8 protein-coding genes, 1 rRNA gene, 3 pseudogenes and 2 other annotated features are annotated in these 14,946 nt (G+C 67.0%); of the genes and pseudogenes, 4 read left to right on the top strand and 8 right to left on the bottom strand.

Annotated features, from left to right (window positions below; all coding sequences use genetic code 11):
• Window positions 1-3 precede the first annotated feature (3 nt).
• Window positions 4-1,851 (bottom strand): condensation domain-containing protein, encoded by a 1,848-nt coding sequence (locus C6361_RS36400; RefSeq protein ID WP_159079649.1) that lies wholly within the window; start codon window positions 1,849-1,851, stop codon window positions 4-6.
• Between the two features lie 42 nt (window positions 1,852-1,893).
• Here C6361_RS36400 and C6361_RS36405 point away from each other — a divergent pair.
• A 16S ribosomal RNA gene (locus tag C6361_RS36405) occupies window positions 1,894-3,395 on the top strand.
• A 268-nt stretch (window positions 3,396-3,663) separates the two neighbouring features.
• Here the strand turns inward: C6361_RS36405 and C6361_RS36410 are convergent.
• Window positions 3,664-4,563, bottom strand: a complete 900-nt coding sequence (locus tag C6361_RS36410; protein WP_199853171.1) for a transposase — start codon at window positions 4,561-4,563, stop codon at window positions 3,664-3,666.
• Between the two features lie 15 nt (window positions 4,564-4,578).
• Complete coding sequence (locus C6361_RS37860) at window positions 4,579-4,716, bottom strand: hypothetical protein (protein WP_199853172.1); 138 nt, start codon at window positions 4,714-4,716, stop codon at window positions 4,579-4,581.
• Window positions 4,717-5,212: 496 nt separating this feature from the next.
• On the opposite strand from C6361_RS37860, the gene C6361_RS36415 reads away from it, so the two are divergent.
• Entirely contained in the window at window positions 5,213-6,271 is a 1,059-nt protein-coding gene (locus C6361_RS36415) for an IS110 family transposase (protein WP_107270611.1), read from the top strand.
• Window positions 6,272-6,333: 62 nt separating this feature from the next.
• On the opposite strand, the gene C6361_RS36420 is transcribed toward C6361_RS36415, so the two are convergent.
• From C6361_RS36420 to C6361_RS36435, 4 genes and pseudogenes are all read right to left on the bottom strand, one after another.
• A complete protein-coding gene (locus C6361_RS36420) occupies window positions 6,334-7,029 on the bottom strand; it encodes a C39 family peptidase (RefSeq protein WP_107270612.1) in 696 nt (231 codons plus the stop codon).
• Window positions 7,030-7,372: 343 nt separating this feature from the next.
• A complete protein-coding gene (locus tag C6361_RS36425; protein WP_107270613.1) occupies window positions 7,373-8,188 on the bottom strand; it encodes a SigB/SigF/SigG family RNA polymerase sigma factor in 816 nt (271 codons plus the stop codon).
• A 183-nt stretch (window positions 8,189-8,371) separates the two neighbouring features.
• Entirely contained in the window at window positions 8,372-9,256 is an 885-nt protein-coding gene (locus C6361_RS36430) for an IS5 family transposase (protein WP_107270614.1), read from the bottom strand.
• 48 nt (window positions 9,257-9,304) lie between these two features.
• A pseudogene (locus C6361_RS36435) lies at window positions 9,305-10,174 on the bottom strand (IS481 family transposase); the annotation flags it as partial.
• Between C6361_RS36435 and C6361_RS38675 the strand changes: the two are divergent.
• Window positions 10,125-11,852 (top strand): AMP-binding protein, encoded by a 1,728-nt coding sequence (locus C6361_RS38675; RefSeq protein WP_304598522.1) that lies wholly within the window; start codon window positions 10,125-10,127, stop codon window positions 11,850-11,852. The pseudogene C6361_RS36435 and the gene C6361_RS38675 overlap by 50 nt on opposite strands.
• Before the next feature lie 33 nt (window positions 11,853-11,885).
• On the opposite strand, the pseudogene C6361_RS39415 reads toward C6361_RS38675, so the two are convergent.
• Window positions 11,886-12,752 (bottom strand): annotated as a pseudogene (locus C6361_RS39415) (AMP-binding protein); the annotation flags it as partial.
• Window positions 12,740-12,874: a sequence feature (16S ribosomal RNA rRNA prediction is too short), on the top strand. (Overlaps the previous pseudogene by 13 nt.)
• Window positions 12,875-14,071: 1,197 nt before the next feature.
• On the opposite strand from C6361_RS39415, the pseudogene C6361_RS39420 reads away from it, so the two are divergent.
• Window positions 14,072-14,347, top strand: a pseudogene (locus tag C6361_RS39420) (AMP-binding protein); the annotation flags it as partial.
• 180 nt (window positions 14,348-14,527) lie between these two features.
• Window positions 14,528-14,662 (top strand) — a sequence feature (16S ribosomal RNA rRNA prediction is too short).
• The last annotated feature ends 284 nt before the right edge of the window (window positions 14,663-14,946 follow it).

The raw sequence follows: 14,946 nt of genomic DNA on the forward strand, positions 1-14,946 counted from the left end.
TTCTCAACAAACGACCAACCCACAACCCACCACCCCACACCAACCCGACAACCGCCGGCGGTATATGAGGCAAGGCGTGCCTGGCAGTCTTTGAGATGTGGATAAGGGACAGGCGAGACCGTTGGCGACGGTGCTGGTGTCGTAACCCTCGACCTGGAGCACCCGCTCCAGCGACTCACGGATGGCCGCCTCGTCATCCGCGATCATGATTCGCACGCCGGCCCGCCCCTCTCCAGTCCGCTCCACCGACGACAACAACCCCAACTCCGACAACCCCAACCCCGAACCACCAACAACCGAACCCAACAACACCACAAAAGAACCCACCAACCGCTCCACCGACCCCACATCAAACAAATCGGTGCGGTACCGGAGGTCGCCCCTGACCCGGCCGTCCCATTCCGCCAGATAGAGCGAGAGGTCGACCACCGCGCTGTCGGTGGGGATCTCCGGCTCGTCGGTCATCTCCAGTCCGGGCAGGTCCAGCAGTTCGGAGGTGGTGAACCGGGGATGCAGCTGGAAGTCGACCTGGTAGAGCGGGTTCCGGGCGAGGTCCCGCTCCGGGCTCAGCTCGTCGACCAGCACCTCGAACGGCAGTTCCTGGTGCGTGTACGCCTCGATCGCGGTGTCCCGTACCCGTTCCAGCAGCTCCGCGAAGCTCGGGTCGCCGGAACAGTCCACCCGCATCACCAGTACGTTGAGGAAGAGGCCGATCAGGTTCGCCGTCTCGGCCTGGTGCCGGTCCGAGACCGGGCAGCCGATGGTGAAGTCCCGCTGCCCGGTGTAGCGGTGCAGCAGCGTGGCGAAGCCGGCGAGCAACGTCATGAACAGGGTGGCGCCGTGCCGGCCCCCCAGCTCCCGGAGTCGCCCGACCAGCTCGGCGTCCAGCTCGAAGCTGTGCACCGCGCCGCCGGTGCGCAGCGCCCCGCGCGGGCGGTCGGTGGGCAGTTCCAACTGCTCGGCCCCGGCGAGCTGCTCGCGCCAGTAGGAGAGCCCGGCCTCCCCGGCCGGCCCCTGGAGCCGGTCCCGCTGCCAGGCGGCGAAGTCGACGTACTGGACCGGCAGCTCGGGCAGGCCGCTCGGCGCACCGGTCAGCTCGGCCCGGTACAGCGCGGCGATCTCGGTCGAGAGCCGGTTCATCGAGCGGCCGTCACCGGCGATGTGGTGCATGGTCCAGACCAGGAGGTGCTCCTCGGGCCCGAGCCGGACCAGCCGGGCTCGGTGGACCGGCCCGGTGGCGAGGTCGAAGGGGGTGGCCGACTCCTCGACCCGGACCGCCCGGGCCGCGTCGCGGCGGGCGTCTTCCGGCCGCACGCCGGTCAGGTCGGTCACCGGCACGGTCACCGGTCGCGGTGCGTCGATCACCTGGTTCGGGCGGCCGGCCAGCACGGTGAACCTGGTCCGCAGCACCTCGTGCCGGGCCACCAGTGCGGTCACCGCGCGGTCCAGCGCCGCGAGGTCGAGACGTCCGCGCAGCCGCGCGGTCCACTGCATGTGGTACGCCGAACCGCTCGGCATGAGCTGGTGCAGGAACCAGAGCCGCTGCTGCGCGTACGACAGCGGAAGCTCGCCGTCCCGGGCCACGGCGGTGATCGCGGTCGCGGTACCGGTCTCGGCGGCGTCCAGCGCGCTCGCCAGCCGGGCCACCGTCGGCGCCTCGAAGACCACCCGGACCGGCAGGTCGATTCCGTGCTGCTGCTGTAGCCGCCACAGCAACTGGGTCGCCAGTAGTGAGTGTCCGCCGAGTTCGAAGAAGTTGTCGTGCACCCCGACCCGGTCCACCCCCAACAACTCCACCCACAACCCCGCCAACACCCGCTCCGTCACCGAACGCGGCGCCTCGAACGCCACCTCCATTTTATTGTTGCCGGGTTGCAAATTTTTCGATGGTTTTTGTTGGAGAGTTTGATCCTGGCTCAGGACGAACGCTGGCGGCGTGCTTAACACATGCAAGTCGAGCGGAAAGGCCCTTCGGGGTACTCGAGCGGCGAACGGGTGAGTAACACGTGAGTAACCTGCCTCAGGCTTTGGGATAACCCTCGGAAACGGGGGCTAATACCGGATATGACTTGTCACCGCATGGTGGTGGGTGGAAAGTTTTTCGGCCTGGGATGGGCTCGCGGCCTATCAGCTTGTTGGTGGGGTGATGGCCTACCAAGGCGACGACGGGTAGCCGGCCTGAGAGGGCGACCGGCCACACTGGGACTGAGACACGGCCCAGACTCCTACGGGAGGCAGCAGTGGGGAATATTGCACAATGGGCGGAAGCCTGATGCAGCGACGCCGCGTGAGGGATGACGGCCTTCGGGTTGTAAACCTCTTTCAGCAGGGACGAAGCGGAAGTGACGGTACCTGCAGAAGAAGCGCCGGCCAACTACGTGCCAGCAGCCGCGGTAAGACGTAGGGCGCGAGCGTTGTCCGGATTTATTGGGCGTAAAGAGCTCGTAGGCGGCTTGTCGCGTCGACTGTGAAAACCCACAGCTCAACTGTGGGCTTGCAGCCGATACGGGCAGGCTAGAGTTCGGTAGGGGAGACTGGAATTCCTGGTGTAGCGGTGAAATGCGCAGATATCAGGAGGAACACCGGTGGCGAAGGCGGGTCTCTGGGCCGATACTGACGCTGAGGAGCGAAAGCGTGGGGAGCGAACAGGATTAGATACCCTGGTAGTCCACGCTGTAAACGTTGGGCGCTAGGTGTGGGGGGCCTCTCCGGTTCTCTGTGCCGCAGCTAACGCATTAAGCGCCCCGCCTGGGGAGTACGGCCGCAAGGCTAAAACTCAAAGGAATTGACGGGGGCCCGCACAAGCGGCGGAGCATGCGGATTAATTCGATGCAACGCGAAGAACCTTACCTGGGTTTGACATGGCCGCAAAACCTGCAGAGATGTGGGGTCCTTCGGGGGCGGTCACAGGTGGTGCATGGCTGTCGTCAGCTCGTGTCGTGAGATGTTGGGTTAAGTCCCGCAACGAGCGCAACCCTTGTTCGATGTTGCCAGCGCGTTATGGCGGGGACTCATCGAAGACTGCCGGGGTCAACTCGGAGGAAGGTGGGGATGACGTCAAGTCATCATGCCCCTTATGTCCAGGGCTTCACGCATGCTACAATGGCCGGTACAATGGGCTGCGATACCGTGAGGTGGAGCGAATCCCAAAAAGCCGGTCTCAGTTCGGATCGGGGTCTGCAACTCGACCCCGTGAAGTCGGAGTCGCTAGTAATCGCAGATCAGCAACGCTGCGGTGAATACGTTCCCGGGCCTTGTACACACCGCCCGTCACGTCACGAAAGTCGGCAACACCCGAAGCCGGTGGCCTAACCCGCCGCTGGTGGTAGCGGCCGACGATCTCGGTGTAGTAGTCCCGCAGCAGGGCGCCCGCCACCGGGCCGTCGACCGGCTCGGCCCGCACCGTCCAGCCCCTGTCCATTATACACATTATCGTCAGCAGCTTAGGATGTGTATAAGAAACAGCTTCGGGGAGCGGTTCTGGTGGCCGGGTCGGCCGCACCGGGGCGATCCGGCGGCCCTGGTTTAGATGTGTATAAGGGCCAGTCCTCCCGCCGTACCCCGGAAAAGCCCACCGGAAAAGTCGACGGCCCGTGGTCGCGGGGCGACCACGGGCCGTCGAGGCCCGCCGGATCGGCTCAGACGGGACGCTCCTATGGTGCGTCAAGTGGTTGAGGGTGGTGTTTCGAGGCGTCGGTAGAGCTCTCGGGTGATGTAGCGCTTGAGGCAGCGTTTGATCTCGCGGTCGGTTTTGCCCTGGGTGCGGCGGCGGTCGGCGTAGGCCCGGGTGCGTTCGTCGTAGCGCAGCCGGGACAGGGTGATGGTGTGTAGGGCGCGGTTGAGTTGTCGGTCGCCGGAGCGGTTGAGCCGGTAACGGACGGTCTTGCCCGATGATGCGGGGATCGGGGCCACGCCGGCGAGCATCGCGAAGGCGGCGTCGTCGCGGCAGCGGCCGGGGTGGGACCAGGCGGTCAGGACGGTGGCGGCCACGATCGGGCCGACTCCGGTCAGGGTGAGTAGGTCCGGGCGCCAGGACCGCACGATGGCGCGGATCGCCGCCTCGTGGGCGGCGGCTTCGGTTTCCAGGGCGCGGACGCGTCGGGCGAGGTCACGCAACACTGTCAGCGCGGTGGTGATCTCGATGTTTCCGCTGGCCGTTGCGGGTCGCAGCCGGGCGGCGGTGGTGATCATCGTCCGGGTGCTCTGGCCGCGGAACCGGGCACGGACCGTCTCCGGCGCGGTGATGACCATCGCGTGTAGTTGCCGCTGGGCGGTGGTGGCGGCTTCGACCGCCGCGCGGCGAGCGGTCAGCCGCATCTGCAACGCCGCCCGCTGCGGTCCGGTTTTGGGCTGGGCCAGGCGGGTCCGGGCCAGGGCATCACGGGCGGCGCGTTCGGCGTCGATCGGATCGGACTTCGCCCCAGCACGGCGAGCGGGCCGCTTCGGCCGGTCCAGCTCGACGACCAACTCACCGGCGCCGGCCAGATGCCGGTGCAGACCCGCGCCGTAGCCGCCGGTGCCCTCCACCGCCCAGGCCCGCAGCCCTGAGTGCCGCTCGGCCACGCCCAGCAGGTCGCCCTAGCCGTCCGGGTCGGCGGTGACCGTCACCCGGTCCAGCACCGCGCCGGTACGGGCGTCGAGGATCGCGGCGGTGTGGGTGTGTTTGTGGGTGTCGACGCCGATGACGACCTCGACCAGTTCTGTCAGCATGGACATGCGTTCTCTCCTCACCCGTGGGGACGCAAGGGTCCGGTCCGGTGCGGAGATGGCAGGACTGTGATGAGACACGCCAGCCGCTAACTGGCGGTCAAGCTCCTGATCAGGCCAACGTCTCCCGCCGGGCCGGCGCCGGCAGCAGCGGGCGGACAAGTCCACGCGAAGGCACCAAAGGCCAGTCAGACGAAGAGTCACGCCCACTACTACCGACTATCAGCTCACCACTGATGAACCGACCCCGCCATGCTCACAGTCAGCTGACAGTGAGGATGTAGGAGCGGGTCACCCGGCCGGTCTGACTCAGCCTCTGACTGACCTTGGGTGTCTTCTAGGGGATTCGTCGGTCTGCCCGGGTGACCCGTTCCTGCACTCACCGACCGGGCGTTCGTGACCTGATAGGAGCCTGTGCAAGAGGTCCCGTCACTGTCCTGTCCGCCCGTCCCGGCGGTGCGTGCCGACCCTGTTCGGTGCAAGCGAAAGGGACGACGGTTCCAGCATGGCAGCCAAGAAGCGTCAGGTCACAGGCGGCGTCGACACACACGGCAAAACCCATCACGCCGCCGCGGTCGATCAGACCGGCAGGATCCTGGGTGATCATGAGTTCCCGGCCACCACCACCGGCTACCAACAGCTGCTCGCATGGCTTCGTGGGTTCGGTCGGGTGGTCAAGATCGGGGTGGAAGGCACCGGCACCTACGGCGCCGGCCTCGCCCGCTACCTGAGCACCCGTGGCATCACCCTGGTCGAGATCGACCGCCCGGACCGACGTGCCCGCCGCGCCAAAGGCAAATCCGACCCCCTCGACGCGCTCGCCGCCGCCCGCGCCGCCCTGTCCGGGCAAGCCACCGGCACACCCAAGACCCGCACCGGACCGGTCGAGGCCATCCGCGCCCTGCGCGTGGCCCGGCGAGGAGCGGTCAAGGCCCGCACCGCGGCCCTCAACCAGCTGCACGGACTGATCGCATCCGCACCCGATGCGCTGCGCCAGGACCTCGCCGACGCGGGAACGACCAAACTTGTCGACCGGTGCGCCGCCCTCCACACCGACGAGACCCAACTCACCGATCCTGTGGAGGCCACCAAGGCAGCCCTGGCCGTGATCGCCACCCGGATCCAACACCTCACCGCCGAGATCAACCAGGCCGACCGCCGTTTACGACCCGCCGTCGCCCGCACCGCACCACACCTGAACGCCGTCTACGGCATCGGCACCGACGTCGCCGGTCAACTCCTGACCACCGCCGGCGACAACCCCGACCGGCTGCGCTCCGAAGCCGCCCTGGCCCACCTCTGCGGCGCCGCCCCCATCCCCGCCAGCAGCGGACGAACCGACCGACACCGCCTCAACCGAGGCGGCGACAGAGCCGCGAACAACGCACTGCACACCATCGCCCTGGTCCGCATGCGCTACGACCCCCGCACCCGCGCCTACGTCGACAAACGCACCAAACAAGGACTCAGCAAGAAAGAGATCATGCGCTGCCTCAAGCGCTACATCGTCCGCGAGGTCCACACCGCCCTCCTCGCCGACTTCACCGCCCTCAACACCCCTTGACTTCCATAGGAGCATCCCGAATGGGCCAGCCCCGGGGTGGGGCTGGCCCATTCGGTCGTGCGTTATGCGGAGTATCCGCGTTCGGCGGCCCAGTTGGCGAGGGTGATGGTGCTCATCCAGTACTCGCTCTGGTTCGGGTTCGCCGGGTCGGCGATCTTCACCTTCCGGCCGTGGTCGTCGTAGCCCACGACGGTCAGGTAGTGCCCGCCCTCGTAGGAGTGCGGTACACCGTCGACGTCGGTGGCGGTGCCCTTGATGTTCATCACCACCGGACGCTTGGCGTCGATCGCGTTGACGATGTCGACCTGGAGCCGGTCCATCTGCTCCGGCTTGGCGGTGCTGTCCGGGATCGCCACCGTCTGATAGTCCTTACCACCGGCGGAGTTGAGGACCCGGGTGGTGTCCTCGGCCGAGTTCGTACCCGCCTCGGTCGTACCCAGCTGCTTGGCCACCTCGTCCTGCGACGGGGTGTGTCCCTGCGCCGACAGCGCGATCCGGGTCGCCGCGGGCGCGCAGTAGTAGAAGTTCTCCTGCGCCTTGTACTGGTAGTCCAGCATCTTCGACGGCGCCCGCTTGTCGATCTGCTTGATGTCGGCGGTCACCGACGCGGCGGTCGGCGACCCCGTGGTCGGGGTGTCCATCGCGATCACCGGGCCGGCGAACGCGCCACCGACAACGGCGAGTCCGGCGATACCCAGCGCGGTCTTACGCATCGGAGTCTCGGTGATGGCCGGTAGCCATCGCTTGACGAAAGTCATGATGGTCGCCTTCCATTCCGGGGGAACGACAACACCGCACCCGCGGCGCGTCGAAAGGAAAGAAACCCGAAAACCACGTTCCGGGGGAAAGAACAACACCCAACACAGGCCAGGGGGGTTCACGGTCGGGGACCGTTCCCGCTACCCGGGGTGCCAGGCAGATGTAACCGACGCCGACCGCCCGTCATTCCCGGGGCCGGTCACCGGCCGCCCGCAACCAACTCCCACCGACCCGGCAAGCCCGGGGGGGACTGCTGCTGCGGACGTACGCCGGGTATAACCACCGCCACCGGCCCGGTGTTCCGCGATCCGCCCCCACCCACCACCCGATCATGACCAAAAATCAGTACGTGTCGGCGAGTTGGCCGCGGAGTTTGGTGAGGGCGCGGGTGAGGAGGCGGCTGATGTGCATTTGGGAGACGCCGATTTGTTCGGCGATTTGGGATTGGGTGAGGTTGCCGTAGAAGCGGAGGGTGAGGATTTTCTGTTCGCGTTCGTCGAGGGTGGCCAGGGCGGGGCCGAGGGCGACGCGGAGTTCGGCGAGTTCGTATTCGTTGTCTTCGCTGCCGAGGAGGTCGCCGAGTTCGGTGGTGCGGTCGCCGTCGCCGGTGGGGGTGGACAGGGAGACGGCGTTGTAGGCGCGGGCGCCTTCGAGTCCTTCGAGGACTTCTTCTTCGGTGAGGTTGAGGTGGGTGGCGATGTCGGTGATGGTGGGGGAGCGGCCGAGGGTTTGTAGGAGGTTGCTGTTGGCTTCGCTGATGGCGAGGCGGAGTTCCTGGAGGCGGCGGGGGACGCGGATGTCCCAGGTGCGGTCGCGGAAGTGTCGTTTGAGTTCGCCGATGATGGTGGGGATGGCGTAGCCGGCGAAGTCGACGCCGCGGGTGGGGTCCCATTTGTCGATGGCTTTGATGAGGCCGACGGCGGCGGTTTGGATGAGGTCGTCGGTGGGTTCGCCGCGTCCGCTGTAGCGGTGGGCGAGGTGGTGGGCCAGGGGGAGCCAGGCTTCGATGGCTTTGTCGCGGAGGGCGGGTCGGGAGGGGTGGTGGGTGGGTAGGGCGGTCATGGCGTGTAGGAGTTCGGTGGCGGTGTCGTTGGGGGTGGGGTGGTCGGTCCGGGTGGTGGCCGGGACCGTGGTGGTGGGGGCTGTGGTGGTTGTCATGGTGGTCCTCCCTGCTGGGTGGGCGGGGGTGCGAGTTGTTCGGTGGTGGAGGTTCGTTATGTGGTGGTCGGGTGGTGGAGGTGTCGTGTGGCTGTTCAGGCATCACCTTAGCCCGTTGGTATCGGGGGATGCTAGCCGAACGGCTGATGTATAAAACGGAGAGAGTGTTGGGTAACTGGATGACTACTTCTGGTTGAGTTCGTTGTCGAGGCGTCGAGCCGCTTCGGTCTCGATCGGGCCCTGCGGCTCGATGTCCTCGCCAGCGAGGCGGGCGGCCATCAGCCGGATCATGGCAACTTTGATCATCGCTTCGGCGTGCGCGGGTTTGCGCTCGTAATCGCGGGCCAACCGTCTGCACCGTCCCAACCAGGCGAAGGTTCGTTCGACCACCCAGCGTCGGGGTAGCACCTGGAAGCCTTTCACGTCGGCATTGCGGGCCACGATCTGCAGGTCGACCCCGGCGTGGGTACGCGCCCATGCCAGCAGACCCGCGTCGACGCGGTTGACGTAACCCGCGTCGGCCCAGACCAGGCCCAGCAGCGGGAACGACTCGGTGATCCCCGCCAGGACCAGCTTGGCGCCGGCACGCTCCTGGATCGACGCGGAATGCACCACCGCCCGTAGCAGCAGTCCGCAGGTGTCGACCAGGACATGCCGCTTGCGGCCCCGAGTGCGTTTGCCCGCGTCATAGCCGATCGCCTCGCCACCCTGGTGACTGTGCGCGGTCTGCGAGTCCAGCACCGCCGCCGACGGCTGCGGGCTACGTCCCTCGACCATCCGCACCGCGTCTCGCAGCCGGTCATGAACCTCGTCCCAGGTCCCGTCAGCGCTCCAGCGGCGGAACCACCGGTAAGCCACGTCCCACGGCACAAGGTCATGCGGAACGTGCCGCCACGCCGCACCGGTACGCAGCACGTACAGGATCGTGTCGATGACCAGCCGACGCGGATACCGCAACGGCCGGCCACCCCGACGCGGGTCCCGTGCCGGCAACAACGGCTCGATCACCGCCCACTGCCGATCAGTCAGCGACGACTCGTACGCCGGTTTACAAACACAACGACACAGAAGTGATCTTCGTCCAAAGAGTCAGCAAAGGTCACGCCGAGGTATCACAACACTCTCTGCGCGGTGTTGGTTGCTGGTGTAGGGCTGTTGGTAGGCCCATTCGTCGAGGAGGGTGCGGTTGAAGCGTTCGGCTTTGCCGTTGGTTTGTGGTCGGTAGCGGCGGGTGAAGCGGGGTTGTGCGCCGAGGTCGGTCAGGGCTTGGTGCCAGGCGTGGCCGCGTCGGTAGGCCAGGGCGTTGTCGGTCATGACTCGTTCGATGTCGGTGATGCCGAGGGTGGCGAAGTGCGCGGCGGCGCGGCGGAGGAAGCCGGCGCAGGTGGTGGTCTTCTCGTCTGGGTGGATTTCGGCGTAGGCGAGGCGGGTGTGGTCGTCGACGGCGCAGTGGACGTAGTCGAAGCCGACTCGGGTGCTGTTGCGGGCGCGGCGGTGTTCGATGCTGTCGCGGCCGTGGATCTTCCAGCCGCCGCCGTCGCGGAGGCGGCCGAGTTTCTTGACGTCGACGTGGATGAGTTCGCCGGGGCGGTCGCGTTCGTAGCGGCGTACGGGTTGGCCGGTGGGCCGGTCCAGCCAGGCCAGGCGGTGCAGCCGGTGACGGGTCAGGACGGCGTGCACGGTAGATGGCGGTAGGGCCACCAGTGGGGCGAGTCGGCGGGGGCCGAGTTTGCGGCTGGTTCGCAGGTGGCAGACCTGCTGCTCGACCTCGGTCGGGGTTTTGCGGGGGTGCCGGTGGGCGGTACTGGGCCGGTCATGCAGGCCGGGGTCGCCTTCTGCCCGCCACCGGGCCAGCCACTTGTAGCCGGTGGCGCGTGAGCAGCCCAGCTCCTTGACCACGTGCGCGACTGGCCGGCCCTGATCGATGACACGCGTGATGAGCAGGCGGCGGGCGTACACGGTCAGCCGGGCGTTACGGTGGGCCATAGAGACCTCCGGTAGGTATGGGCGTCAGCACCTCACACCTCGCCGGAGGTCTCTCCATCGATCAAGCCGACACGCCGTCAACAACGCTCATGGTCACTACAGCTATACGGGTGTGTCGGTGGTGTTGACGCAGGAGGGTTTGTTGGGGCGGTTGCCGGTGGGTGTGGGGGTGGAGGTGTTGTGTTTGGATCGTGATTGGGGTTGGTTCGAGTCTGGTGTGGGGTTGGTGTCGGGTGGTTCGGGGGCGGGTCCGGAGAATGTGGCGTATGTGATGTACACGTCGGGGTCGACGGGGCGACCGAAGGGTGTGGTCGTGCAACACGGCGGCCTGGCGAACCGCATTCTCTGGGCGCAGTCCGAATACCGGCTCGGCGAGCACGACGTGGTTCTGCAGAAGACGCCGTACTCGTTCGACGTGTCGGTATGGGAACTGTTCTGGCCGCTGGCCGTCGGCGCCCGACTGGCGATCCTGCCACCGGAGGAGCACCGGGACCCGGAACGGGTGGCGGCGGCCATCGACCGGTACGGCGTGACCACCGTGCACTTCGTACCCTCCATGCTGGACCAGTTCGTCCGGGCGGTACCCGGCGGCTGCCCGACCCTGACCCGGGTGCTGGCCAGCGGTGAGACGCTGGCCGGCTCGACGGTGCGGGAGTTCCAGCACCGGTTCCGGGCCGAACTGCACAACCTCTACGGGCCGACCGAGGCGTCGATCGACGTCACCTCCTGGCCCTGCCCGCCCGGCGCCGACCCGTCCGCCCCGGTGCCGATCGGTCGGCCGATCGCGAATATGCGGGTGTTGATTTTGGATGAGTGGTGGGAGCCGGTGCCGGTGGGGGTGGCGGGTGAGGTGTTTTTGGGTGGGGTGGGTTTGGCGCGGGGTTATTGGGGTCGGCATACGGGTGTGTCGGTGGTGTTGACGCAGGAGGGTTTGTTGGGGCGGTTGCCGGTGGGTGTGGGGGTGGAGGTGTTGTGTTTGGATCGTGATTGGGGTTGGTTCGAGTCTGGTGTGGGGTTGGTGTCTGGTGGGTCGGGGGCGGGTCCGGAGAATGTGGCGTATGTGATGTACACGTCGGGGTCGACGGGGCGACCGAAGGGTGTGGTCATCCAACACGGCGGCCTGGCCAATTTCGCGCACGAGTTGCGCTGGACCCCCAAGGACCCGGTCGGGCGGGTCGCGCTGAACGCCTCGATCGCCTTCGACCAGTCACTGGACACCCTGCTCGCGCTCTGCCACGGCTGGGAGATCGTGATCGTGCCGGAGAGCGTACGGCTCGCACCGGCGGACTTCCTCGGCTGGCTGGCGCGCAACCCGGTCGACGTACTGGAGACGACCCCGAGCCAGTTGGAGCCGCTGCTCCGGCAGGGCCTGGCGAAACTGCCCGAGCCGCCGTCGACGATGCTGGTCAGCGGCGAGGCGATCGACTCGGCACTGTGGAAGCAACTGTACGAGCTGACCGACATGACGATCTGGAACTCGTACGGCCCGACCGAGTGCACGATCGACACGACCGTCGCCCGGATCGGCGACTCACCCCAGCCCAACATCGGTCGGCCGATCGCGAATATGCGGGTGTTGATTTTGGATGAGTGGTGGGAGCCGGTGCCGGTGGGGGTGGCGGGTGAGGTGTTTTTGGGTGGGGTGGGTTTGGCGCGGGGTTATTGGGGTCGGCAGTGAGTGTCCGCCGAGTTCGAAGAAGTTGTCGTGCACCCCGACCCGGTCCACCCCCAACAACTCCACCCACAACCCCGCCAACACCCGCTCCGTCACCGAACGCGGCGCCTCGAACGCCACCTCCAACTCCGGACGCTCCACCGGCACCGGCAACGCCCGCCGATCCAACTTCCCATTCGCCGTCAACGGCAACGCCGCCAACCACACAAACACCGACGGCACCATGTACTCCGGCAACACCCGCGACAACGCCGCCCGCAACACCGACACCGCCGGCGTCACCCCCACCACCGCCGGCACCACATACGCCACCAACCGCCGACCCGACACCCCATCATCCCGAACCACCACCACCGCCTCCGACACCTCCGCCAACCCCACCAACACCGCCTCAACCTCACCCGGCTCCACCCGATAACCCCGCACCTTCACCTGCTCATCCACCCGACCCAAAAACTCCACCACACCATCGGACCGGAACCGACCCACATCACCAGTCCGATACAACCGACCACCCACCACACCACCAAACGGATCCGGCACAAACCGCGACGCCGTCAAACCCGGCCGACCCCAATAACCCCGCGCCAAACCCACCCCACCCAAAAACACCTCACCCGCCACCCCCACCGGCACCGGCTCCCACCACTCATCCAAAATCAACACCCGCATATTCGCGATCGGCCGACCGATTGCCAGGCCGCCCCGGGGAAGAGTTCGACCACCGAACCGACGGTCGGGGCGTCCCGAGGCACCCGGGTCCGGAGCCTGCCCCTTATACACATCTGCGTATACAAAAGAATAATACACCACATTACCCCGTGAAGTCGGAGTCGCTAGTAATCGCAGATCAGCAACGCTGCGGTGAATACGTTCCCGGGCCTTGTACACACCGCCCGTCACGTCACGAAAGTCGGCAACACCCGAAGCCGGTGGCCTAACCCTTTTGGGGGGGAGCCGTCGAAGGTGGGGCTGGCGATTGGGACGAAGTCGTAACAAGGTAGCCGTACCGGAAGGTGCGGCTGGATCACCTCCTTTCTAAGGAGCACCTCCCGGCGAAGGCCGGGTAGGAGCCCACGACCTGCGGATGTCGGGTCGGGGTGCTCGTTGGCGGAGACACTGGCGAGTTCACGGCTGGCAACGGCCAACTTTCGGCGAGTACGGCCCCTTTTGGGGGGTGTGGAAGGTCGGGTTGGTGCGGCTGGTGGTGGATGATGGGCACCCTGTTGGGTCCTGAAGGAACAACCGCGAGGTTGGTTCTTCAGTGGCTGTGGCGGGCCTTCGGGTTCGTCTGGCTGCCAGGCACGCCTTGCCTCATATACCGCCGGCGGTTGTCGGGTTGGTGTGGGGTGGTGGGTTGTGGGTTGGTCGTTTGTTGAGAATTGCACAGTGGACGCGAGCATCTTTGTGGTCAAGTTGTCACCGCGGGTCGGCGCGCGAGGATGGCGGGGCCTGTGGCCGGAGTGCCGGCGTGGTCGCGTGCGCGTGGGAGGGCCCTTCGGAGGGGGGGTGGGCCGCAGGCAGAGCGGTTCGACGGGAGGGAGGCCGAGGCGGACGCCGGCGGTGCCGGGGGCGCAGGGTCGGGGCGAGCGGGGGGGGACTGGCGCGCTGGGTGAGGGGGGTGGGCGAGGACGGGGCGGCGAGGGGCGGGTGCGCGGCCAGCGGGTGCCGATCCGGGCTGAGCGGCGCGAACCGGAGCGGCGGGCGGCGCCGGACCACCCGGAGTGCGAGTTGGGGGGTGGGGGGGGCGGCCGGGGGGGTGGGCGGGTCGAGGTGCGGGGCGGGGACGGGGGGGTGCGGGGGGAGCGCGGGGGGGCTGCCGGTGGCGGGGGGGGGGGTAGATATGCTGCACCCGGCGGCGGACGGCCGGCGCGGGGTAGTCGCGACCCGGGCGCGGGGAGGCGCGGCGCTGCCCGCGCTGGACGGGCTGGTCGGGGGCGAGCGCTGCGCGGGGACCGGCGTGGCCGTCGCGCGGTACGACGCCGAGCCCCCGGGGCCGACCCGACTGATGGACGGGCACCGATTTGTTTGATGTGGGGTCGGTGGAGCGGTTGGTGGGTTCTTTTGTGGTGTTGTTGGGTTCGGTTGTTGGTGGTTCGGGGTTGGGGTTGTCGGAGTTGGGGTTGTTGTCGTCGGTGGAGCGGGGGCGGTTGTTGGGGTGGGGTTGGGGTGGGGTGGGTGTGTTTGGTGGTGGGTTGGTGCATGAGTTGTTCGAGGGTGTGGTGGGGCGGTGTCCGGGGGCGACGGCGGTGGTGTGTGAGGGGGTGTCGTTGTCGTTTGCGGAGTTGGATCGTCGGGCGGGTTTGGTGGCGGGGCGGTTGCGGGGTTTGGGTGTTGGTCCGGAGGTGTTGGTGGGGTTGTGTGTGGGGCGTGGGGTGGAGATGGTGGTGGGTTTGTTGGGGGTGTTGAAGGCGGGGGGTGGTTATGTGCCGTTGGATCCGGAGTATCCGGTGGAGCGGTTGGGTTTTGTGTTGGGGGATACGGGTGTGTCGGTGGTGTTGACGCAGGAGGGTTTGTTGGGGCGGTTGCCGGTGGGTGTGGGGGTGGAGGTGTTGTGTTTGGATCGTGATTGGGGTTGGTTCGAGTCTGGTGTGGGGTTGGTGTCCCCCGTGAAGTCGGAGTCGCTAGTAATCGCAGATCAGCAACGCTGCGGTGAATACGTTCCCGGGCCTTGTACACACCGCCCGTCACGTCACGAAAGTCGGCAACACCCGAAGCCGGTGGCCTAACCCGTAAGGGGGGGAGCCGTCGAAGGTGGGGCTGGCGATTGGGACGAAGTCGTAACAAGGTAGCCGTACCGGAAGGTGCGGCTGGATCACCTCCTTTCTAAGGAGCACCTCCCGGCGAAGGTCGGGTAGGAGCCCGCGTCATCCATGAGTGTGGTGGCGGGGTGCTCGTTGGCGGAGACACTGGCGAGTTCACGGCTGGCAACGGCCAACCATGGCGAGTACGGCCCCCTCTTGGGGGGTGTGGAAGGTCGGGTTGGTGCGGCTGGTGGTGGGTGTAGAGCATCCTGTTGGGTCCTGAGAGAACAACCGTGTGTTGTGGGTTGTTGTCTCTGCCAGGCACGCCTTGCCTCATATACCGCCGGCGGTTG

It is taken from the genome of Plantactinospora sp. BC1 (assembly GCF_003030345.1).
GTDB lineage: Bacteria > Actinomycetota > Actinomycetes > Mycobacteriales > Micromonosporaceae > Plantactinospora.

Bases quoted from the DNA above. Each gene is read 5' to 3' on its own strand.
- C6361_RS36420 (WP_107270612.1), bottom strand. From the start codon at position 7,029: ATGACTTTCGTCAAGCGATGGCTACCGGCCATCACCGAGACTCCGATG.
- C6361_RS36425 (WP_107270613.1), bottom strand. From the start codon at position 8,188: ATGACAACCACCACAGCCCCCACCACCACGGTCCCGGCCACCACCCGG.
- C6361_RS38675 (WP_304598522.1), top strand. From the start codon at position 10,125: ATGAGCAGGCGGCGGGCGTACACGGTCAGCCGGGCGTTACGGTGGGCC.
- C6361_RS36415 (WP_107270611.1), top strand. From the start codon at position 5,213: ATGGCAGCCAAGAAGCGTCAGGTCACAGGCGGCGTCGACACACACGGC.
- C6361_RS37860 (WP_199853172.1), bottom strand. From the start codon at position 4,716: ATGTCCATGCTGACAGAACTGGTCGAGGTCGTCATCGGCGTCGACACC.